The sequence below is a fragment of the Nitrospirillum bahiense genome (genome assembly GCF_007828025.1).
GTDB classification, from domain to species: domain Bacteria; phylum Pseudomonadota; class Alphaproteobacteria; order Azospirillales; family Azospirillaceae; genus Nitrospirillum; species Nitrospirillum amazonense.
The window spans coordinates 249,026-268,650 of sequence record NZ_VITO01000007.1 but is presented as its reverse complement, the minus strand read 5'-3'; the positions used below and the strand labels follow the sequence as shown (position 1 = coordinate 268,650).

General features: G+C 68.3%; 19 protein-coding genes. 10 read left to right on the top strand and 9 right to left on the bottom strand.

What is annotated here, in order from left to right:
• Positions 1–178 precede the first annotated feature (178 nt).
• The 5 genes from gap (at position 179) to thiE (ending at position 6,717) form a co-directional block, all read left to right on the top strand.
• The gene (gene gap, locus FBZ88_RS12875; protein ID WP_145617351.1) at positions 179–1,189 is read left to right on the top strand and encodes a type I glyceraldehyde-3-phosphate dehydrogenase; all 1,011 of its coding nucleotides are present in this window, start codon (positions 179–181) and stop codon (positions 1,187–1,189) included.
• 76 nt (positions 1,190–1,265) lie between these two features.
• On the top strand, positions 1,266–1,667 hold the full coding sequence (locus tag FBZ88_RS12870) for a hypothetical protein (protein WP_145617349.1): 402 nt from the start codon (positions 1,266–1,268) through the stop codon (positions 1,665–1,667).
• A 230-nt stretch (positions 1,668–1,897) separates the two neighbouring features.
• Positions 1,898–4,978, top strand: coding sequence for a ligand-binding sensor domain-containing diguanylate cyclase (locus FBZ88_RS12865; protein WP_145617347.1), 3,081 nt, complete (start codon positions 1,898–1,900; stop codon positions 4,976–4,978).
• 175 nt (positions 4,979–5,153) lie between these two features.
• Positions 5,154–6,083, top strand: a complete 930-nt coding sequence (locus FBZ88_RS12860; protein ID WP_004271867.1) for a class I fructose-bisphosphate aldolase — start codon at positions 5,154–5,156, stop codon at positions 6,081–6,083.
• Positions 6,084–6,087: 4 nt separating this feature from the next.
• The gene (gene thiE, locus FBZ88_RS12855) at positions 6,088–6,717 is read left to right on the top strand and encodes a thiamine phosphate synthase (RefSeq protein ID WP_145617345.1); all 630 of its coding nucleotides are present in this window, start codon (positions 6,088–6,090) and stop codon (positions 6,715–6,717) included.
• A 28-nt stretch (positions 6,718–6,745) separates the two neighbouring features.
• On the opposite strand, the gene FBZ88_RS12850 is transcribed toward thiE, so the two are convergent.
• The 3 genes from FBZ88_RS12850 to epmA all read right to left on the bottom strand — a co-directional run bounded on the left by FBZ88_RS12850 (position 6,746) and on the right by epmA (position 8,556).
• Positions 6,746–7,120, bottom strand: coding sequence for a type II toxin-antitoxin system VapC family toxin (locus tag FBZ88_RS12850; protein WP_246138638.1), 375 nt, complete (start codon positions 7,118–7,120; stop codon positions 6,746–6,748).
• Complete coding sequence (locus tag FBZ88_RS12845) at positions 7,117–7,425, bottom strand: hypothetical protein (protein ID WP_145617343.1); 309 nt, start codon at positions 7,423–7,425, stop codon at positions 7,117–7,119. Before FBZ88_RS12845 ends, FBZ88_RS12850 begins: the two co-directional genes overlap by 4 nt.
• A 75-nt stretch (positions 7,426–7,500) precedes the next feature.
• Positions 7,501–8,556: an EF-P lysine aminoacylase EpmA gene (gene epmA / locus FBZ88_RS12840; RefSeq protein ID WP_145617341.1), complete on the bottom strand. Its 1,056-nt coding sequence runs from the start codon at positions 8,554–8,556 to the stop codon at positions 7,501–7,503.
• A gap of 116 nt (positions 8,557–8,672) precedes the next feature.
• On the opposite strand from epmA, the gene FBZ88_RS12835 reads away from it, so the two are divergent.
• Positions 8,673–9,653: a lipid II:glycine glycyltransferase FemX gene (locus FBZ88_RS12835; protein WP_246138637.1), complete on the top strand. Its 981-nt coding sequence runs from the start codon at positions 8,673–8,675 to the stop codon at positions 9,651–9,653.
• A gap of 10 nt (positions 9,654–9,663) precedes the next feature.
• On the opposite strand, the gene FBZ88_RS12830 is transcribed toward FBZ88_RS12835, so the two are convergent.
• Positions 9,664–10,689 (bottom strand): alcohol dehydrogenase, encoded by a 1,026-nt coding sequence (locus FBZ88_RS12830; protein ID WP_145617337.1) that lies wholly within the window; start codon positions 10,687–10,689, stop codon positions 9,664–9,666.
• A 17-nt stretch (positions 10,690–10,706) separates the two neighbouring features.
• The gene (locus tag FBZ88_RS12825; protein WP_145617335.1) at positions 10,707–11,483 is read right to left on the bottom strand and encodes an MBL fold metallo-hydrolase; all 777 of its coding nucleotides are present in this window, start codon (positions 11,481–11,483) and stop codon (positions 10,707–10,709) included.
• A gap of 82 nt (positions 11,484–11,565) precedes the next feature.
• On the opposite strand from FBZ88_RS12825, the gene FBZ88_RS12820 reads away from it, so the two are divergent.
• Positions 11,566–12,468 (top strand): LysR family transcriptional regulator, encoded by a 903-nt coding sequence (locus FBZ88_RS12820; protein ID WP_145617333.1) that lies wholly within the window; start codon positions 11,566–11,568, stop codon positions 12,466–12,468.
• Here FBZ88_RS12820 and FBZ88_RS12815 read toward each other — a convergent pair.
• The 3 genes from FBZ88_RS12815 to FBZ88_RS12805 all read right to left on the bottom strand — a co-directional run bounded on the left by FBZ88_RS12815 (position 12,459) and on the right by FBZ88_RS12805 (position 15,547).
• The gene (locus FBZ88_RS12815; RefSeq protein ID WP_004271871.1) at positions 12,459–13,508 is read right to left on the bottom strand and encodes a peptidoglycan -binding protein; all 1,050 of its coding nucleotides are present in this window, start codon (positions 13,506–13,508) and stop codon (positions 12,459–12,461) included. The genes FBZ88_RS12820 and FBZ88_RS12815 overlap by 10 nt on opposite strands.
• 3 nt (positions 13,509–13,511) lie before the next feature.
• A complete protein-coding gene (locus FBZ88_RS12810) occupies positions 13,512–14,684 on the bottom strand; it encodes a flagellar motor protein MotA (RefSeq protein WP_088871810.1) in 1,173 nt (390 codons plus the stop codon).
• 68 nt (positions 14,685–14,752) lie between these two features.
• Positions 14,753–15,547, bottom strand: a complete 795-nt coding sequence (locus FBZ88_RS12805; RefSeq protein ID WP_145617331.1) for an OmpA family protein — start codon at positions 15,545–15,547, stop codon at positions 14,753–14,755.
• A gap of 314 nt (positions 15,548–15,861) precedes the next feature.
• On the opposite strand from FBZ88_RS12805, the gene FBZ88_RS12800 reads away from it, so the two are divergent.
• A complete protein-coding gene (locus FBZ88_RS12800) occupies positions 15,862–16,371 on the top strand; it encodes a glutathione peroxidase (protein WP_088871812.1) in 510 nt (169 codons plus the stop codon).
• Between the two features lie 60 nt (positions 16,372–16,431).
• Here the strand turns inward: FBZ88_RS12800 and FBZ88_RS12795 are convergent, their stop codons facing one another.
• Positions 16,432–17,250: a MipA/OmpV family protein gene (locus FBZ88_RS12795; protein ID WP_186464368.1), complete on the bottom strand. Its 819-nt coding sequence runs from the start codon at positions 17,248–17,250 to the stop codon at positions 16,432–16,434.
• A 211-nt stretch (positions 17,251–17,461) separates the two neighbouring features.
• On the opposite strand from FBZ88_RS12795, the gene FBZ88_RS12790 reads away from it, so the two are divergent.
• Together FBZ88_RS12790 and FBZ88_RS12785 are read left to right on the top strand one after the other, a co-directional pair.
• Entirely contained in the window at positions 17,462–18,208 is a 747-nt protein-coding gene (locus FBZ88_RS12790; RefSeq protein ID WP_145617327.1) for a response regulator, read from the top strand.
• Positions 18,205–19,593 carry an ATP-binding protein gene (locus tag FBZ88_RS12785; protein ID WP_145617325.1) on the top strand — a complete coding sequence of 463 codons (1,389 nt, stop codon included), beginning with the start codon at positions 18,205–18,207 and terminating at the stop codon, positions 19,591–19,593. The genes FBZ88_RS12790 and FBZ88_RS12785 overlap by 4 nt, the downstream gene beginning before the upstream one ends.
• Positions 19,594–19,625 lie beyond the last annotated feature (32 nt).

The following is a 19,625-nucleotide window of genomic DNA, read 5'->3' as shown; positions in this document are numbered from 1 at the left end:
GGAACCAATCCCGGGTCCCCGCTTTGACACGAGCGTCCGGATGAGACGTCCCACTATGGTAGGCCTGCCATGCAAGCCCCATAGCGCCTAAAACGACGGCATGACGTTTACCATCTTCAAGGTTTCAGCATAGCCGGCCCGGTCCCTCGGGCGGTTCAACGATGTCGGAGGAAGACACATGGCTGTTCGTGTTGCCATCAACGGGTTCGGGCGCATTGGCCGTCTGGTGCTGCGCGCCATTTACGAGAGCGGCCGCAAGGACGTCGAGGTGGTCGCCATCAACGACCTGGCCGACGCCAAGACCAACGCCCACCTGCTGAAGTACGACAGCGTGCACGGCCGCTTCCCCGGAACGGTCGAGGTGGTCGACGGCAACCTGGTGGTCAACGGCCACACGATCAAGGTGGTGCAGGAACGCGATCCGACCAAGCTGCCCTGGGGCGACCTGGACATCGACGTGGCCATGGAATGCTCGGGCATCTTCACCTCGCGCGAAGGCGCCTCCAAGCACCTGGCCGCCGGCGCCAAGAAGGTGCTGATCTCCGCCCCCGGCACGGATGAGGACATCACCGTCGTCTATGGCGTGAACCACGACAAGCTGACGCCGGAACACAAGATCGTCTCCAACGCCAGTTGCACCACCAACTGCCTGGCCCCGGTGGCCTACGTGCTGAACAATGCCATCGGCATCGAGCACGGCTTCATGACCACCATCCACAGCTACACCGGCGACCAGAACACGGTCGACACGATGCACAAGGACCTGCATCGCGCCCGCGCCGCCGCCCTGAACATCATCCCGACCTCCACCGGCGCCGCCAAGGCCGTGGGCAAGGTGCTGCCGGAGCTGAAGGGCAAGCTGGACGGCACCTCGCTGCGCGTCCCCACCCCCAACGTCTCGGTCGTGGACTTCAAGTTCGTGGCCAAGAAGGCCACCTCGGTCGAGGAAGTCTCGGCCGCCATCAAGGCCGCCGCTTCCGAGGGCCCGCTGAAGGGCATCCTCGGCGTCTATGCCGAGCCGCTGGTGTCCACCGACTTCAACCACGACCCGCACTCGTCCATCTTCGCCCTGAACGAGACCAAAGTCATCGACGGCACTTTCGTGCGCATCATGACCTGGTACGATAACGAGTGGGGCTTCTCCAACCGCATGAGCGACACCGCCGTCGCCCTGCACAAGGTTGGCTGATCCCAACCGGGATCGCGTAGGATGGGGCGCCGCGGCCATGCCGCGGCGCCCTTTTTCTTTCAGGATTTGAACCGCCGTGAGCCGCCCGATCCGCGTCCTGTGCCTGGATGACGCCCGCGCCGCCGTGGCGGCGGCCGATGGCGCGCCCGTGCGTCTGGTCAGCGCGCCGGACGCCGGCGGGGCGCTGGGCGCCGGGGGCTGGCGCGCCCTGCTGGATGCCATCACGGCGGAGTTTCCCGGCGCGCGCGTAACGGCCGTACTGGATTGCGGCGATGCCGCCGGCCATGCCATCGCCGCGCTGGCGCTGGGCATCCCCGACGTCGCCTTTTCCGGCGACGCGGCCGCCGCCGCGCGCCTGGCCGACATCGCCCAGTCCCTGGGCGCCCATCTGCATCCAGCGGAAGGGGTCGAAGCCCTGGACCTGAGGGGCCGGCGCGACCCGGTGGCGGCCAGCCGGGCGTGGCTGACGAGGATCTAACATTCAGCCCTTAGAACCAGATTACTATTATTGTCACTCGCCAATATTGAGCGAATTCACTTTCTGTTAAGGGCCGTCCATTTAAAATTGGTGGCAGCGGCCCCAGTCTCCATATCGACGCGCGCCTAGTCATCAACCTGGCGATTCATCGTCAATCGACCTATCCGGAAGGCTTGGCCGCGTGTACATCTAGCAGCGTGCCGGATGATGCCGGGATTTAGGGACCTGTTGTGCGGCAATTACGACAAATCCTGACCATTCTTGCGGTAACGCCCCTGGTCATTGCCACCACCGCCGGCGCGGCGCCCACGGGATGGGAACGGCTGCACGCAACCCTGTTCACCAACACCGGTCGCGAGGCCGGCCTGCCCCATCCCATCGCCATGGCCCTGGCGCAGGACAGTGACGGCTTCGTCTGGGTGGGTACCCAGGGCGGCCTGTCCCGCTATGACGGCTACCGCTTCCGCACCTTCCAACACCAGGACGGCATAGCCGGCAGCCTGCCAGGCAACGTCATCACCGCCCTGGTTCCCGCCGCCGGCGGCCGGCTTTGGGTATCCACCGCCACAGGCGGCATCGCGCGCTACGATCCGGCCACCGGGCAGTTCCAGGAGTTTCCGGAGCCGGCGGGCCTACCCGCGCGCGGCGGCGTGCTGAGCATGGTCGGTGATGGCGGCGACGGCGTGTGGGCCGGCACCAACTCGGGGCTGGAACATGTGGACGCCGCCGGCACGGTGACGCCGGAGGCGCACCATGCCGGGGACGCCACCTCGGCCCCCGGCGACCGCGTGCGCGCCCTGCTGCGCACCAGTGACGGCAGCCTATGGGTCAGTACCGTCACCGGCCTGATGCGCCGGGGACCCGGCGCCGCCGCCTTCACCCCCGTCCCCCTGTTGGACGCCCATGACCATGCGGTGACGGACGAGGTCATCGCCCTGACGCAGGACAGCGCCGGACGGGTGTGGTTCGCCACCGTACGCTCCGGCCTGGGCCGGGTACTGCCCGTCTCCGCCACCGCCTGGGGGCCCGCCCGCCTGGTGCCGGAGGCCAGCCCCCAAGCCCTGGGCGGTCCGCTGGTGTTCTGCCTGACCGAGGGGCGGCCGGGCGAGATCTGGGTGGGCCGGGTGGCCGGCGGCATCACCATCATCGACGCCGCCACCGGTGCGCTGCGCACCTTGCGCCACAATCCCCTGACCCCCACCAGCCTGGGGGACGACAGCGTCCACGCGCTGATGCGCGACCGCACGGGACTGTTGTGGGCGGCTACCAACGTGGGTGTCAGCCGCACCGATCTGCGCATCGACGCCGTCGATACCCTGCTGCCCGACTCAAGCGCGGGTGGCCTGCCCGACGCGAACGTCCTGGGCATCACAACCACCCCCGACGGCCGGGCCTGGATGGGATTCAAGGACCACGGCGCCGCCCTGCTGGATCCGGCCGCCGGCGTGGTCACGCCGCTGCCCCACGTGGCCGACCTGCCGGCGGGTGGTGTCGTCAGCATCACCAGCGCGCCGGATGGCGGGGTCTGGCTGGGGGCTGGCGCGGGGCGCGCCCTGTTCCGCCATGACCCCAGCAGCGGCCGGCTGGAGCAGCACCCCTTCCCCGGCCAGGTCGTCAGCCCCATGATCTATGGGTTGGCGGAAGGCGATGGCCTCTGGTTCGGCGCTGGCCCCCTGGTGCGCTATGCGCCCGCGACGGGAGAGGCCAAGGTGTTCCGGCACAGCGCCGACGACCCGGCCTCGCTGGTCGATGACAGCGTCAACGTCCTGCTGCCGGATGGCGCCGGCGGCCTGTGGGTAGGTACGCGGCGCGGCCTGGACCGCATGGATGGGGCCACCGGCGCCTTCAGCCACTACCTGCACGACCCGGCCGATCCCCACTCCCTGCCGGCGGATCTGATCACCACGCTGCTGATCGACCGCCGTGGCCGGCTGTGGCTGGGGACCCTGGGCGGGGGCATCGGCGTGCTGGAACGGCCGGCGGACCCGGACCATCCGCGTGGCGTCTTCCGGCGCCTGACCATGGCCGATGGCCTGCCCAACGACAATATCGGGACCCTTCTGATGGACGGCGGCGGCCGGGTGTGGGCCAGCACGGCCGATGGCCTGGCCGTCATCGATCCCGACACCTGGGCCACCCGGGCGTTGGGGCGAGCCGATGGCATCGCCATCCCCGCCTATTGGATTCACTCCGGCGCCGCCCTGCGGGACGGCAGCCTGATCTTCGGCGGCGGCGGCGGCGCGACCGTGGTGCATCCCGACCGTTTCAAGCCGAAAACCGAGCGGCCCCCAATCGTCGTCACCGCGGTGCGCATCGCCGGCCGGGCCGTGCCCACCGGCACCATGGCGGCGCCCGCGCCCATCCGCCTGGCCCCCGGCGACCGCAGCGTGGAGATCTCCTTCGCCGCCCTGGACTACACCGCGCCCGAGGAGGCCCGCTATGCCTACTCGCTGAGCGGTTTCGACGAGGATTGGACGGAAGCCGATGCCACACAGCGCACGGCCGCGTACACCAACCTGCCGCCGGGCCGCTACACCCTGCTGATCAAGGCGGGCGACCGGGCGGGCAACTGGTCCACCCCGGTCAAGGTGTCCATCAAGGTGCAACCCGCCTGGTGGCAGACACTGTGGGCCAAGCTGGCTGCCGTCGCGCTGGCGCTGGCCGGCGTCGTGGCCCTGGTGCAGGTCCGCACCGCCTACCTGCGCCGCCGCCGCGCCGTGTTGGAGGAGCAGGTGGCCCGCCAGACCCGGGATCTGCTGGCCGCGAACGAGCGGCTGAAGGATCTGGCCAACCGCGACCCGCTGACGGAAATCCACAACCGCCGCCATTTCATGGAATTGGCGGAGGCGGCGCTGACCCTGGCCCGGCCGATGGGCACGCCCGCCGCCCTGCTGATGATGGACATCGACCACTTCAAGCAGGTGAACGACACGCTGGGCCACAGCGCGGGGGACGAGGTGCTGCTGGCCGTGGTGGCCCGCATCCGCGCCCTGCTGCGCAAGACCGACGTCTTCGCCCGGCTGGGCGGGGAGGAACTGGCGCTGTTCATGCCGGATGCGGACGAGACCACAGCCCTGGCGGTGGCGGAGCGGTTGCGCCGGGCCGTGGGCGACACGCCCTATGACATCGAGGGGGCGGGCGTCATCGCCGTGACGGTCAGCATCGGCGTGGCCGCGGGCCCGCCCACCCTGCCGCTGAAAGAGCTGCTGGACCGGGCGGACCATGGCCTGTACGCCGCCAAACGGGCTGGCCGCGACCGGGTGGCGGCCGGCCACGCGAAAAACAAGGGGCCGGATGGCAACCGGCAATAACGCGGCGCGCGGCCCCAGCAAAATCACTAGTCGCTCATCGCTTTTGGCGGAAATCTGCCATGATCTCGCCCCGACCCTGGGGCAGATTGCCAAGCACCCGATGCTGGGATATCAACCCGGCATCACGCGTACAATAAACACAAACACTCAAAACAGACTCGGGGATACCGTAACCATGAAGCTGACCCGCCGCGTTAAGGAAATCCTTTCCTGGTACGAGAGCGACAATCCCGGCACCAAGGCCAACCTGGCCCGCATCCTGATGGAAGGCCGCCTGGGCGGCACCGGCAAGATGGTCATCCTGCCCGTCGACCAGGGCTTTGAGCATGGCCCCGCGCGCAGCTTCGCGCCCAACCCGCCGGCTTACGACCCGCACTACCATTTCCAGCTGGCCATCGACGCGGGCCTGAACGCCTACGCCGCCCCCCTGGGCATGCTGGAGCAGGGTGCTGCCACCTTCGCGGGCGCCATCCCCACCATCCTGAAGATGAACAGCTCCAACAGCCTGTCGCGCGGCGGCGACGCACCGGATCAGGCGGTGACCGCCACCGTGGCCGACGCCCTGCGCCTGGGCTGCTCCGCCATCGGCTTCACCATCTACCCCGGCTCCGACGCCATGTTCGACCAGTTCGAGGAGTTCCGCGAACTGTCGGCCGAGGCCAAGGCCTGCGGCCTCGCCACCGTGCTGTGGTCCTACCCGCGCGGCGGCGACCTGGACAAGGACGCCGAACTGGCGATCGACATCAGCACCTATGCCGCCCACATGGCGGCATTGCTGGGCGCCCACATCATCAAGGTGAAGCTGGCCACCGACCACCTGGGCAACAAGGAGTCCAAGAAGGTCTACGAGGCCAAGGGCATCGCCCGGTCCACCCAGGCCGAGCGCGTGGCCGACGTCATGCGCTCCGCCTTCAACGGCAAGCGCCTGGTGGTCTTCTCCGGCGGTGCGGCCAAGGGTGAGGACGCGGTGTTCGACGACGCCCGCGCCATTCGCGACGGCGGCGGCAATGGTTCCATCATCGGCCGCAACAGCTTCCAGCGCAGCCGTGAGGACGCGCTGGCCCTGCTGGACCGGATCGTTCGCATCTACCAGGGCAAGGAATAAGTTTTTGAAGGCTGATTGCCGTCTGTACCTGGTGACGCCGCCGGCCCTGGAGCCGGCGGCGTTCGCCGTAGACCTGGCCGCGGCCCTGGACGCGGGCGACGTCGCCTGCGTCCAGCTGCGCCTGAAGGATGTGGACGACGACACCGTGCGTCGCGCCATCGACGTGCTGCGCCCCATCGCGCAAAGCCGCGAGGTGGCCTTCATCCTGAACGACCATCCCCGCCTGGCCCGCGAGACTGGCTGCGACGGCGTGCATGTCGGCCAGGCCGACACGCCCTATCGCGAGGCGCGCAAGATCATGGGCGCCGAAGCCATCGTCGGCGTCACCTGCCACGACAGCCGGCACCTGGCCATGGTGGCGGGCGAGGACGGGGCGGACTACGTCGCCTTCGGCGCCTTCTTCCCCACCGGCACCAAGGAGACGGAGCACCGGGCCACGCCCGACCTGCTGACCTGGTGGCAGGAGATGATGGAAATCCCCTGCGTCGCCATCGGCGGCATCACGCCGGAGAATTGCGGCGACCTGGTGCGCGCCGGCGCCGACTTCCTGGCCGTGGTCTCCTCCATCTGGCATCACCCGGAGGGGCCGGGTGCTGCGGTGCGGGCCTTCAACAAGGCCATCGCGGAGGCGTGAGGAACACCCGGCGCCTATAGCGCCGGGATCACGTCGGTCTTGGAAAAGTCATCGCCAACGAAAAGCAGCGGCAGGTTGCGTTCCCACGCCAGGGATAGGCGTAACAATCGCCCATGTTCAGCCCCGCCGGGTGGACGCCCTTCCCCCAGCGATCATAGGCATCGGCGACACGGCGCGCCTCATTCGCGGTGATCGGAACCACGGTCATTGCCTGACGGCCAGCCAGGAGTTCCAACAGATCTCCAAGCCCTTTACGCCGCGCAACGATCAACGCCTCCGCCAGAGTTCCCGCGCTGATGAACATTTGATCGGCACGCTCCAGGCAAGCTTCGCATTCATCCGCCCGAGGACCATCCCGGATGATTTCGATCAACGCTGAACTATCCACCACGATGGATATCATCCGGGCAGGCCATCCTCATCGTAGAGAAAATCCTGACTCCGGACGGCATCGAATGCTTCTCCGCTTGAACGGCGCCGGGCTTCTTTCAATATTTCGCGCAGGAAGGCGTTACGCCGTTCCTTTTCCACCTGCCATTCCGCTTCTGACAATTGCGCAGTGACATCAGCTTCCTCTCGCGTGACGTAGTCGGCGATCGCGTCCGCAGCTAAAGCCGACTGCCCCCGCCGGGTCACAGTCGCGAGTCGGCTCAAGCGCGCCGTAACATCGGAAGGAAGCTCGACCACCAGTGTCGCATTAGGTGCCATACCCGACTCCCTCCACTATCGTTGCCCATGGAGCAACTCCACTATACGCCAGCCCTGCCAACGAGTCGAATCACCTCACGGCAGGGCCACCGGCGCCCACAGCACGTCGTCGATGCCGGCGGCGTTGGTGGTCAGCATGACCAGGCGGTCGAAGCCCAGGGCGATGCCGGCGCAGTCGGGCAGGCCGAACTCCAGGGCCGCCAGGAAATCGGCGTCGATGGGATAACGTTCGCCATACAGCGCCTGCTTCAAATCCATATCGGCCTCGAAACGAGCCTGTTGGACAGCCGGGTCTGTCAGCTCACCAAAGGCGTTGGCCAGCTCCACGCCGCAGGCGTACAGCTCGAACCGTTCCGCCACGCGGCCGTCCTCCGGCTTGGGCCGCGACAGGGCGGCCATGGAGACGGGGTAGTCGGTCAGGAAGGTCGGGCGGCCCATGCCCAGGTGCGGCTCGATGCGGTCCAGGCTGATGCGGAAGAACAGATCCTCCCAGCTGTCGCCGGCATGGCTGTGGATGCCCACGGCCGCGGCCGCCTGGGCCAGCAGGGCCACGTCGGGCCGGGCCGGGTCAGGCGCCGTCGCCAGCAGATCAATGCCGACATGACGCCGGAACGCCTCCTGCACCGTCAGCACCTCCCACTCCGCATGCGGATCGCAGCTGAGGTCGCCCCGGCGCAGGGTATCAACGCCGGCGGCGGCGCACAGCGCCCGGGTCAGGCCGATGCAGTCGTCCATCAGGTCGCGGTAACCGGCACCCACCCGATACCACTCCAGCATGGTAAATTCCGGGCTGTGGGTGGGGGAGCGCTCGCCGTTCCTGTAGACATGCGCCAGCTGGAAGATGCGCGGCAAGCCCGCCACCAGCAGCTTCTTCATGGTGAATTCGGGGCTGGTGTGCAGGCGCAGGGTCAGCCGGTCGTCCGGATGGCTGCCCACCAGTTCGGTGGCGAAGGCCACCAGATGCGGCTCCAGCCCCGGGGACACCTGCAGGGCCGGCGTCTCCACCTCCTCAAAGCCCCCATCCTCGAACCAGCGGCGCAGGGCGCGGGTCATGGCGCCGCGCGCCTTCAGGTTGGCGGCGCGCCGGGCCATGCGATCGGGGTGCCACCAGGGCTGGATGGGGGTCTTCATGGCTGGTGGTCCTTCCACGACAAGCGATATGCTGGGCGGCATACCGTTCCCACCTGCCGCTGTCGAGTCCCGTGGCCAAATCCACCCCTGTCAAAAAATCCAAGACCCCGCCCCCGGTGACGCCCAAGCCGGAGCCCAAGGCATCGGGCGCGGCGCCCAATGTCACCCTGCGCTGGGACGGTGCCCGCATCAGCGAATGGAATGCCCTGCTGAAGCGGGTGCCGCGCAGCAGCCTGACGCAATGCTTCGGCTATGCCACCGCCATGATGACGGTGGAGGGATGGAAACCGCGCCTGGGCATCTTCGAGCGGGACGGCCAGCCCATCGGCCTGGTGCTGGTATTGGAAAAGCGGCTGGCCCGGGCTGTGCGCGTCGCCAAGATCCACCGGGGCCCCCTACTGGCGCCGGAGGCTCAGGACTGGGGCATCGTGGGCGTGGCCTGTCGCCTGTTGCGGCAGGCCTACCCCACGGGCCTACTGCAGTGGCCCAGCGTCATCGCCGAGGTACCGGCCGGGCCCTTGGCCACCACGGCCCTGACATGGGCCGGCTGGCGCCACCAGCCCGGGCCCGGCTACCGCACCGTCTGGCTGGACCTGACGCCGGATGAAGCGACCTTGCGCGCGCGGCTGGACCCCAAGTGGCGCAACAAGCTGCGCCAGGGCGAGAAGTCGGGCCTGGTGGTGGAGGTGGACCGCGACGGCGCCACCCTGCCCTGGCTGTTGGAAAAGCATGAGGCGGATCGTAAGGAGCGCAAGTACCGCGCCGCCGGCAGCAAGCTGCTGACCCGCCTGCGCACCGTCATGCACAAGGACGGCGACGTGCTGGTCCTGCGCGCCCTGCTGGACGGCGAGCCGGTGGCCGGCGTGCTGATCTTCGGCCACGGCGTGGCCGCGACCTATCAGGTGGGATGGAGCGGCCCGGAAGGCCGCCGCACCCGTGCCCACCACCTGCTGCTGTGGCGGGCCTGCCTGGAACTGAAAGCCCAAGGCCGCGTCGCCTTCGACCTGGGCGGCCTGACGCCGGACGTGGAGGGCATCAACACCTTCAAGCGCGGCCTGGGCGGGGAGGAAGTGGAACTGGCAGGGGTGTGGAACTGAGGGACGCTGATCACATCGTCAAGACGATGCGGAATTGCGCCTGGTTGCGCATCATGCGGTCATAGGCTTGGCGGGCCTCCGCAAGGGGCACGGTCTCGACCAAGGCGCGGATATCCTGGAGCACGCTAAACGCCAGCGAATCCTCGCTTTCGATGGTCGTACCGGTCAAGGAGCCGCTGACGGAGACATCGTTCTGCACCAGCGCAAAGGGCGATATCTCGACGGGTTCCGCCCCCACCCCCACCACCATCAGCCGCCCATGCGGCGCCAAGCCAGCCACGAGGGGTGAAATGGCTTTGGGCGCCGTAACCGTCGAGACGATGACCCGGGCCCCGCCCAGAACGAGCAGCGCGGCGGCGGCGTCCTCGCCGGCACTGTTGATGTAATGGTGGGCGCCCAACGCCTTGGCCGGCCCTTCCTTCTCCCTACCCCGGGCGATGGCCACCGTGCGGAAGCCCATCTTGCGGGCGAACTGCACCGCCAGGTGGCCCAACCCGCCGACCCCATGGATGGCGACGATGTCGCCCGGCCGGGCGCCGGACTTCTTCAGCGCCTTGAAGACGGTAATGCCCGCACACAACAGGGGTGCCGCCTCGACTGCGGCCAGCGCGTCGGGAATGGAGACCAGGGCGTTCGCCTGCGCCAACATCATCTCGGCATAGCCGCCATCATGATGGACCCCCGTCCAGCGCTGGTCGCGGCAGGCGGTGAAATGACCTCGCCGGCATTCAGCGCAGCTGCCGCAATTTCCCGCCAGGAATCCAACCCCGACCCGCCGGTCGAGGGCCCAGCCGGTCACCCCCTCGCCCAACGCGTCGATGCAGCCCACCACCTCGTGACCCGGCACCCGGGGATAGACGATGTCGGTCACGCCACCCTCCACGGTCATGGCGTCGGTGTGGCAAATCCCGCACGCTTCCACCCGGATGCGGACCTGTCCTGGTCCAGGCGGGACCAGCGGCAGATCGACCATTTCCAGGTACCCGGGCCGGGACACCTGGATAGCCCTGTAAGTCTTGGCACTCATATCGGTCATTGAGGGATGACTCCCGTTCAAAGCGTGAATGGCCGGGGCACGCCCCGGTCCAGGGGTGTGAGGCGGGTGGCGGCGCCCAGGGTCGCGAAGGCGGTCGCCAATTCCGTGGCGCTCTCCTTGAAGTGCACCCATCCCTCGTTATGGACAGCGACCAGCGCAGCATCAGGAAAGGCATGCGCCGCCTCCAAAGCGTCGTTGCTGTCCATGGTCATGTGGAAACGGCCGCGCGGCTCCGCAGCGCCCGTGAACAGCATCACCACCTTGGGTGCGAACCGGCGGGCGACTTCGGCGGTGCCGCCGTACCAGACAGTGTCCCCGGTGACGTAGAGGGTGTCGCCCGGCTGGTCCAAGCCCAGCAGAAAGCCCACGACGTCACCGGAAATGGGCTCGATACCCACGGGTCCGTGGCGCGCCGGCGTGGCGGTGATGAACAGCCGGCGCCCATCGGCGGCCTGTAATTCCCGCGTTTCGAATGGCGCCAAACCCACGGCGTTGCCCTCCAGCCGCCCGGCGCCGGCCAGGGTGGTGTAGGTGACGGGCGTGGTGGGCAGCAGGGCCCGGCCAGCGTTGTCCAGGTTGTCGAAATGCTGGTCGTGGGTCAGGAGGACTCCATCCAGCAGACCAATCTCCCCTGGGGACAAGGCCGGGCCCGACGTCTTCTCGAACCGTACCGGCGCCTCCCGGTACAGGCCCGGCGGGTCGAAGGTCGGGTCGGTGAGCAGGCGAAAGCCGCCCACCTCGATCAGGGCGGTGGGACCGCCGACCAGGGTCAGCGTCAGGGTGTGGGCGGCCATGGGTGGGGGCGTCCTTTAGCAAGCGGGGTCCAGGCATGAATAGGCCATGGGCCCCTGAGAGAAAATTTGCTATTTTCCCACAATGGCTGATCAAATTCGCACAGGGACCGATTGGGAGGACATCCGTGTCTTTGTCGCGCTGGCTCGCCACGGCAGCCTGTCGGCGGCGGCACGCGCCCTGTCGGTAAATCACGCCACGGTGGCACGGCGGGTCGCCTCCCTGGAGCAAACGCTGGGCAATCGGCTGGTGGAACGGCGGCCGGACGGCTATGTCCTGACGCTCGCCGGCCAACGGGCGCTGAACGCCGCCACCGACATGGAAATTGCCGCCGCGACCTTGGGCCGAGATAGCGCCGAGGCGGGGCCGCGAGGGCTGGTGCGGGTCAACGCAACGCCCGGCCTGACGCAGGGCTATCTAGTGGCCCGCCTGGCCACCCTGGCAGCGTGCCATCCCAGCCTGGATATCGAAGTAGCGTCGGATATACGTGCCGTCAGCCTGGAGCGGCGGGAAGCCGACATCGGGCTGCGCTTGGCCAAGCCGCAGGATGGCGATCTGATGGCCCGGCCAGTCGTGTCCATGGGGTTCGGGTTCTATGCTTCCCGGGACTGGTGCCGACAGTTGACGATGGGCGCATCCCCGAACTTCGTCGGCTTCGACGAAGCCAACGCCCATCTACCCGAAGCCATGTGGCTGGCACGCCACTTCCCCCGCGCTCGGATCGCCTTCCGCGCCGGCAACCAATTCGCCCAGGCAGCCGCCGCCCAAGCTGGGGCCGGTGTCGCCCTGCTGCCGCATTTTACCGGCCGGACGACGGAAGGACTGCTTGCCTGCCCTCTGGAACCAGCGCCACCGCCTCGGGAGCTGTGGATGGTAACGCGACGGCAAGATGGCAGGGCCCCCGCCGTCCGCGCGGTGACCGATTTCCTGGCGCAGCGGTTCCAGGAAGACCGGTCCCTGTTCGAGGATGGGGCCGCTTACCGCTGATCCAGCTTCAGCTCGATGCGGCGGTTGCGGGCGCGGACGTCGGGGGTGTCGCCCGGTTCCAGCGGCTGGAACTCACCGAAGCCGGTGGAGGCCAGGCGCTCCGGCGCCACGCCCTGCTGGATCAGGAACTTCACCACCGCCGTGGCGCGGGCCGAGGACAGTTCCCAGTTGCTGGCGAAGGCGGGGGTGTGGATGGGCACGGCATCGGTATGGCCGTCCACGCGCAGGATCCAGTTCAGGTCCTTGGGAAATTTCTTGGAGATGTCCAGCAGGGTCTTGGCCAGGCTGGCCAGCTGCTTGCGGCCCCGGTCGCCCAGCTCAGCACTGCCGCTGTCGAACAGCACCTCGGACTGGAAAACGAAGCGGTCGCCGACGATGCGAATGTCCGGCCGGTCACCCAGCACCTCGCGCAGCTTGCCGAAGAATTCGGAGCGGTAGCGGGCCAGTTCCGCCACCTTGCCGGCCAGCGCGGCGTTCAGGCGTTTGCCCAGATCCACGATCTGGACCTGCTGTTCCTTATCCTTCTGCTCCGACGCGGCCAGCGCGGCGTTCAGCTGCGCCAATTGCTGGCGGAGCGCCGCCAGCTGCTGGTTCAGCAGGTCGACCTGCGCCTTGGCCTGGGCGCTGACGTTCTTCTCGTTGTCCAGTTCCGCCTGCTTGGCGCCGGCGGCATCGGTCAGGGCCTGCACTTGCGCCGCCAGGTCGTCCTTGGCCTTGCCGGCCGCGTCGAGGTCTGCCTGCAGCTGGGTGTTCTTGGCGAGCGACGCCTGCAGCTGCTCCGTCAGGGCCGCCATGTCGGCGGCCAGCTTGGCCTTGTCCGCCTGCTCCATGGCCAGCTGGTCGGCCAGCAGCGCGATACGGCTGTTCAGCTGGGCCAGCGCCTCATCCTTGCCGTGCAGCAGGGAGGTGAGCGCGAACTGCGACAGCACGAACACCATCAGCAGGAAGACAATGACCATGACCAGGGAGGACAGCGCGTCCACCCAGCCGGGCCAGATATCGAGATGGCGGCGCGAGGCCCGCCGGCCGATTCCCGCCATGGCTTAGCGCTCCGCCCCTTCGCCCAGCGCCGCGATGGTGCGGGTCAGGATCTTGATTTCGGTGCGGATTTCCTGGGTGGACTGGACACGGCCGGTGGCCACCTCCTCCACCAGGCGGGCGAGGTAGAGGTCCAGGTTGCGCAGGTGGGCGCGGCTGGCATCGTCCATGCCGCCACCGCCCAGGCCCCCCGCCTGTCCCAGCTGGTCGGCCAGGCGCTGCAGCACGGGCCGCATTTCCATCTGGCCTTCCGCCAGGCGCACCATCAGCTGCTGTTCCGCCTTCATCTGGTCCGACAGGGTGGCCAGCCGTTCCGTCAGCGCCACCAGGTGGTTGTTGGCGTTGCGGCGGTTGTCCTCCCCCTGCGCCATCGTGTACTGCAGCTTCTCGATGTTCTCGGCGGTGGTTTCCAGCAGGGCCTGGATATAGGCCGGCACGGGCTGGTCGCCCACCTCCACCAGGCCGCCGCCGCCAATGCGGGTGGAACCGGCCAGCCAATCCTCCAGATCCATGTAGAAGCGGTTCTGCGCCTGCCCGGCCTGCAGCTCCAGGAAGCCCAGCACCAGTGAGCCGGCCAGGCCGAACAGGCTGGCGCTGAAGGCCGTGCCCATGCCGGCCAGAGGGGCCGCCAAGCCCTGCTGCAGTTCGGAGAAGATGGCGACCGCGTCGCCGTTGCCCATCTTGAGGCCGGAGATGACGCCGCCGATGGTGGAGACGGTCTGCAACAGGCCCCAGAAGGTGCCCAGCAACCCTAAGAAGATCATGAGGCCGATGAGATAGCGGCTGATCTCCCGGCTTTCGTCCAGGCGGGCGCTGACGCCGTCCAGCAGGGACCGGGTGGCGATGGCCGACAGGTTGAGGCGGCTGCCGTTCATGCCGGCCGTCCCGCCCCGGCCGCGGTCCCCCAGCATATGGGCCATGGGAGCCAGCAACCGCGGCTGGGTGGAGGTGGCGCCGCCGCTGCGGAAGGTCTCAAGCCATTCCACCTCCGGCCGCAGCATCAGGGCCTGGCGGAAGATGTAAAGGATGCCGATGGCCAGCGCGCCCAGGATCAGGCCGTTCAAGGCCGGGTTGGCCATGAAGAACCGTTCCACCTGCGGGTAGAGCACCCCCATCACCGCGGCTATGGCCGCCAGGAACACGCACATGCGGAAGAGATAGGGGGTGGGGCGCGACACGTTTTTTCCTTTATCGCTATCGCGGCTTACCCGGGCGGCTGCCACCGTCCCGGACCGCTTGGGAATGCTCAGTGGATGAAGGTCAGCTCCACCCGGTCGAAGGCCTCTGCCGGCAGGTCCGAGCCTTTGGCGGCCCCGCGCACGGCGTTCTTGTCGTCCTCATTGCCGTTGACGGACCCCATGGCGTAGATCACCAGGCGTTCCTTGGCCACGCCCAAGGCCATCAGGCGGTCCCGCACGGCCATGGCGCGGAACAGGGACAGGCGCCGGGCGGCGGCCTCCCTGTCCAAGGCCGGCAGGGGCGCGAACCCCCGGATCTCCAGCCGGCGGTTGGCATCCTGCCCCAGGCGTCCGGCGATGGCCACCAGGGCCGCCTCCTGTTTCTTGTCCAGGGTGGAGGACCCGGCGGCGAAGGGCACGGTCTGGTGATCGGCCTGGGTGGCGGGCGTGCCCTTCTCCACATGGGTGGTGCCGCGTGGGCGGATGTCCGTGGTGACGGGCGGGGCCGCGCCCTCCGGTTCCGCCGCATGACCTGGGATGGGGGTCGCCTCCGGCTTGGTCAGGGGCTTGGGCATGTCCGGCACGGGCACCACCTTGGGCTTGGGCGCCGCCGGCGCCCGGCCGATGGTAGGCACACCCAGCTCGCCGGAGGCGGGCGGCGTGGTCGCCTTGCCCGACTGGCTTTCCGTGGATTGGCCGGGCACGGCCGGCGCCGGGGGTGGCTTGGCCGCCTTCTGCTTGGTGGCCTTGGGCTTGGCGGCCGGCTTCGGCGCGGCCTGCTGGGTCTCGGCCTGGGCCCCTGCGGACGGGGCGGCGTCGGTTTGCGGCCCGGTGGCTTGCGGCGCGGTCGTCTGGGCGTGCACTGGCATCGCCAGCACTGCAACGGCTACGGCAACCACGGCGGGTAAGGAACACATCTTGAAACGACGCATGCGGGTGACGACTTTCAGCAGGCTGACTAGACCTTGGAAATGTGGCCGATCCATGTTCGGCGCAACCTTTTTATCACCCCTTGGTCCCGCCTGCGCTGTTTCGCAGCCCTGCCATACCCGTTCTTTGCCACCTAAACAGGGCTTGACGGATACGCCTAGTTTAGAATAGTTCTAAATTATCGATTGGCGCTGACGCCTATCCCGAAGGCCAGCCCACGCCAGACCACCGGCCAGGAGCCCACCCCATGTTGCCCCAGTCGCAGACCGCCGCCACCACTTCCGCCCACGCCTTCTCCTTCCAGCGCCTGGGCGGCAAGGGCGCCGTTCCGCTGGCCGCCTACGCCGGGCAGCCGGTGCTGGTGGTCAACACCGCCAGCAACTGCCGCTTCACCAACCAGTATGAGGATCTGCAGGCCCTGCACGCCAAGTACGGCCCCCGGGGCCTGGTGGTGCTGGGCGTGCCGTCCAATGATTTCGGCAAGCAGGAGCCAGGCTCGGCTTCGGAAATCGGCGCCTTCTGCCAGCGCAACTACGGGGTTGAGTTCACCATGGCCGATAAGGAAGTGGTGATCGGCGCCGAGGCCCATCCCTTCTTCAACTGGCTGGTCAACGTGGCGGGCGAGGACGCCGCCCCCCGCTGGAACTTCCACAAGTACCTGCTGGGCAAGGACGGCCGCCTGGTGCGCTATTGGTCCTCGGTCTTCCGCCCGTCCAACGAGGCCATCATCCAGGCCGTGGAGGCGCAGCTGGCTTAAGCACCGGCGCGGATGGATCAAAACGCCCCCGGAGCCGCTGGCGCCGGGGGCGTTTCCCTTTCAGAAGCGATAGCCCACCGCCGTGAAGGCGCGGGCGCTGGTGGCGTCGTAGGTGACTGGGCTGTCGGCGGCGTCGCCTAACAAGCGCTTCACCGACACGTCGCCCGTGACGAACCAGTGCTCGTTGAAACGGTACAGGGCGCCGACACCGGCGCTGACATCCTTGAAGCCGGAGCCGGCGGTGTAGGCCGCGAAGCGGGAATGGGCGGCTTGCACCGGCGTGACGCCGAAGTAGGTCTGCATGTAATTGTCATTGGCCCAGGTGGTGCCCACGTGCGGCGTCAGGATCAGATGGTCGGCCAGCTTGAACGGCAGGCCCGCACCGGCCGTCAGTACCACGCCGTCGTTCTGGTCGCCCGTGTACTTGGTGACAGACGCGTCCAGGCTGATGCGGCCCAGCTGATAGGCGCCGAAGAGCTTGACGCCCAGCGACGTGTCGATGTCGCCCAGGCCCTTGAGGCGGTCGTCACCGTTGCTGAAAAGGCCGTTGGTATTGCTGTCGTTCCGGCCGGGATCGAATGTCAGGGCGGCGCCGACACGCACATTGCCCTGGTGCCAATAGGCGCTGAGCCCCTCCGGCCCCAGGGCCAGCATGTCGTCATAGCGGATGGTGACCAGCGGCAACGGTGCCACCCGGTAATGGTCGCTGCCCTCGTAGTTTGGGCGCACGGCGACGCCGCCGCCGACGGTGATGTCCCAGACCGGCGGCTGGCGGGTCTGGGAAGCGGCAGGATCATCAGCCAGGGCCGGAACGGCGGAAAGGGTGGCGCCGGCCAGCAGCGCGGCGCCAAAAACGGAAACGGATGTGCGGGAGAGCATGGGGCGCGTGGCCTCTCGGCTTTGGGGAAACGGCGCCCGGCGGCCAGGCCCCAACCCGTCGGCCGCCGGAACGAGGCTGGACCCTAAGCCCCGATTCTTGACGGCTGATGTCGGCTTTGCTGCCGGACGGGCACAATGTGTCCGGCTTGAAACAATTGCCCGGGACAACGGACACAAAGCGAGGCGCCCGCGCGTGCTAGCATGCGGACCCATGACGTCCCTGCCCGCCCCACTGCCCGCCCCTGCCCAGCAGCCAACCCTGCTGATCGTCGATGACGACGAGGACATCCTGTCCCTGCTGACCCTGTTCTTCCAACGGCACGGCTATGCCGTGCGGGTGGCCGAGGACGGCGCGGGCATGCGGGCGGCCCTGGCGGCGGGCCCCATCGACCTGGTCATCCTGGACATCATGCTGCGCGGCGAGGACGGCTTCAGCCTGTGCCGGACCTTGCGCGCGGCGTCGCGCATGCCGGTCATCATGCTGACCGCCATGGCCGACCATACCGACCGCGTCGTGGGGCTGGAGATCGGCGCCGACGACTACCTGACCAAGCCCTTCGACGCGCGCGAGCTGCTGGCCCGGGTCAAGGCCGTGCTGCGCCGGACCGGCGAGGCCGCCGGCCAGCCCGTTGAAACCCGCCCCTGCCTCAGTTTCGCCGGCTGGCGGCTGGACGTGGCGCGACGGGAACTTCGGTCGGAGGATGGCACCCTGGTGCTGCTGTCGGGCGGGGAGTTCGACCTGCTGCTGGCCTTCGTAGAGCATCCCCAGCGTGTGCTGACCCGCGACCAGCTGCTGGACTTGGCGCGCGGCCAGAGCCACGCGGCTTACGACCGCAGCATCGACGTGCAGGTCAGCCGCCTGCGCCACAAGCTGGAGGATGATCCCAAGAGTCCGGCCTTGATCCGCACCGTGCGCAACGGCGGTTATATCTTTACGCCCCAGGTCCGCCGGCAATGAGATCACCCCCCTGGGAACCGACCTGGTCGCAGGACACCATCGCGCGGCGATTCGCCTTGACCATCATGGCGGCGGTGACCAGCGCAGCGTTGCTGAGTGGCATGGTCGTCAGCTTCGCCGGGGCCTGGCTGCAGCCGCCCGCCAACGACGCCGGGCTGGCACAGGCGGCCATCAGCATCACCCACGCCATCGACGTCGCTCCACCGGCACTACGGCCCGCCCTGGCCGCCGCTACGACCACACCAATCTATCGTGTCGAATGGCACCCGGTGGACGGTCCCCTAGCTGCAATGCTGCGCCAGAGGACCGGTCTGAATGATCTTCAGGAGCCGTTGGCGTGGCTGGCGGACCTGAACCCGCGATCCCTGATGTTCGCGGCGACGGTGGACAGCCCGGCAGCGGCGTACCTGCATCACGACTTCCTGTCCGACCCCCATCCCAGGTTCCTGGCGATACGGCTGAAAGACGACAGCTGGCTCATCTACGCGCACACCCACCGTAGCCGCGATGCCATCATCCGCGCCTTGCGTGCCGGCATCGTCCTGACCTTCCTACTGCTGTCGGCCGCTGCGGTGTCGCTGGTCGCCGCCCGGCAGCTGTCCCGGCCCATCGAGCGCATCGCCGATGCCGCCCGGCAATTTGGCACCAATCCCCAGGCCCCGCCCATCGCCGAGTCGGGTCCGCGCGAACTGCGTGGTGTCATCCGCGCCTTCAACGCCATGCAGGGGCAGATCCAGAAGTTCGTGGGCTATCGCACGGCCATGCTGGCCGCCATCTCCCACGATCTGCGCACGCCGCTGACGCGCATGCGCCTGCGCGGCGAGTTCGTGGAGGACGCGGAACAACAGGCGCGGCTGTTCCGCGACGTGGACGAGATGCAGGCCATGGTCGACGGCGCCCTGGCCTTTTTCCGCGACGACGCGAATGAGGAGGCGGTGACCGCCTTCGACCTGGGCGGCTTGCTGACCACCATTGCCGATGAATATGCCGACCAGGGCGTGGCCGTCGCCTACGAAGGGCCCAGCCATGCCGTCTATCGCGGCCGGCCCTTCGCGCTGAAGCGGGCCGTCACCAACCTGATCGAGAACGCGGTGAAGCACGCTACCCCGCCGGCGGTGACGCTGGAGCGGGTGCCGGGGGAGCAGGTGCCGGGAACGGTGGCCATTGTCGTGCGAGACAATGGCCCGGGTATCCCGGAGGACGCGCTGGAGCAGGTGTTCAGCCCTTTTTTCCGCCTGGACCGGTCACGCAACCGGGTGACCGGCGGCGTTGGCCTGGGCCTGACGGCGGCGCTGGCCATCGTGCGCGGCCACGGCGGCGACATCACTCTGAGCAATCGGCCCGGCGGCGGGCTGGAGGCGCGGGTGACCTTGCCCGCCGCCTGAACGACAATCGGCCCGGACGCTGACGCCCGGGC

What these genes read in the sequence shown, in the direction of transcription:
- gap (WP_145617351.1), top strand. Translation starts at nt 179, where the DNA reads ATGGCTGTTCGTGTTGCCATCAACGGGTTCGGGCGCATTGGCCGTCTG.
- FBZ88_RS12860 (WP_004271867.1), top strand. Translation starts at nt 5,154, where the DNA reads ATGAAGCTGACCCGCCGCGTTAAGGAAATCCTTTCCTGGTACGAGAGC.
- FBZ88_RS12850 (WP_246138638.1), bottom strand. Translation starts at nt 7,120, where the DNA reads ATGATATCCATCGTGGTGGATAGTTCAGCGTTGATCGAAATCATCCGG.
- FBZ88_RS12845 (WP_145617343.1), bottom strand. Translation starts at nt 7,425, where the DNA reads ATGGCACCTAATGCGACACTGGTGGTCGAGCTTCCTTCCGATGTTACG.
- epmA (WP_145617341.1), bottom strand. Translation starts at nt 8,556, where the DNA reads ATGAAGACCCCCATCCAGCCCTGGTGGCACCCCGATCGCATGGCCCGG.
- FBZ88_RS12830 (WP_145617337.1), bottom strand. Translation starts at nt 10,689, where the DNA reads ATGACCGATATGAGTGCCAAGACTTACAGGGCTATCCAGGTGTCCCGG.
- FBZ88_RS12825 (WP_145617335.1), bottom strand. Translation starts at nt 11,483, where the DNA reads ATGGCCGCCCACACCCTGACGCTGACCCTGGTCGGCGGTCCCACCGCC.
- FBZ88_RS12820 (WP_145617333.1), top strand. Translation starts at nt 11,566, where the DNA reads ATGGCTGATCAAATTCGCACAGGGACCGATTGGGAGGACATCCGTGTC.
- FBZ88_RS12815 (WP_004271871.1), bottom strand. Translation starts at nt 13,508, where the DNA reads ATGGCGGGAATCGGCCGGCGGGCCTCGCGCCGCCATCTCGATATCTGG.
- FBZ88_RS12800 (WP_088871812.1), top strand. Translation starts at nt 15,862, where the DNA reads ATGTTGCCCCAGTCGCAGACCGCCGCCACCACTTCCGCCCACGCCTTC.
- FBZ88_RS12795 (WP_186464368.1), bottom strand. Translation starts at nt 17,250, where the DNA reads ATGCTCTCCCGCACATCCGTTTCCGTTTTTGGCGCCGCGCTGCTGGCC.
- FBZ88_RS12790 (WP_145617327.1), top strand. Translation starts at nt 17,462, where the DNA reads ATGACGTCCCTGCCCGCCCCACTGCCCGCCCCTGCCCAGCAGCCAACC.
- FBZ88_RS12785 (WP_145617325.1), top strand. Translation starts at nt 18,205, where the DNA reads ATGAGATCACCCCCCTGGGAACCGACCTGGTCGCAGGACACCATCGCG.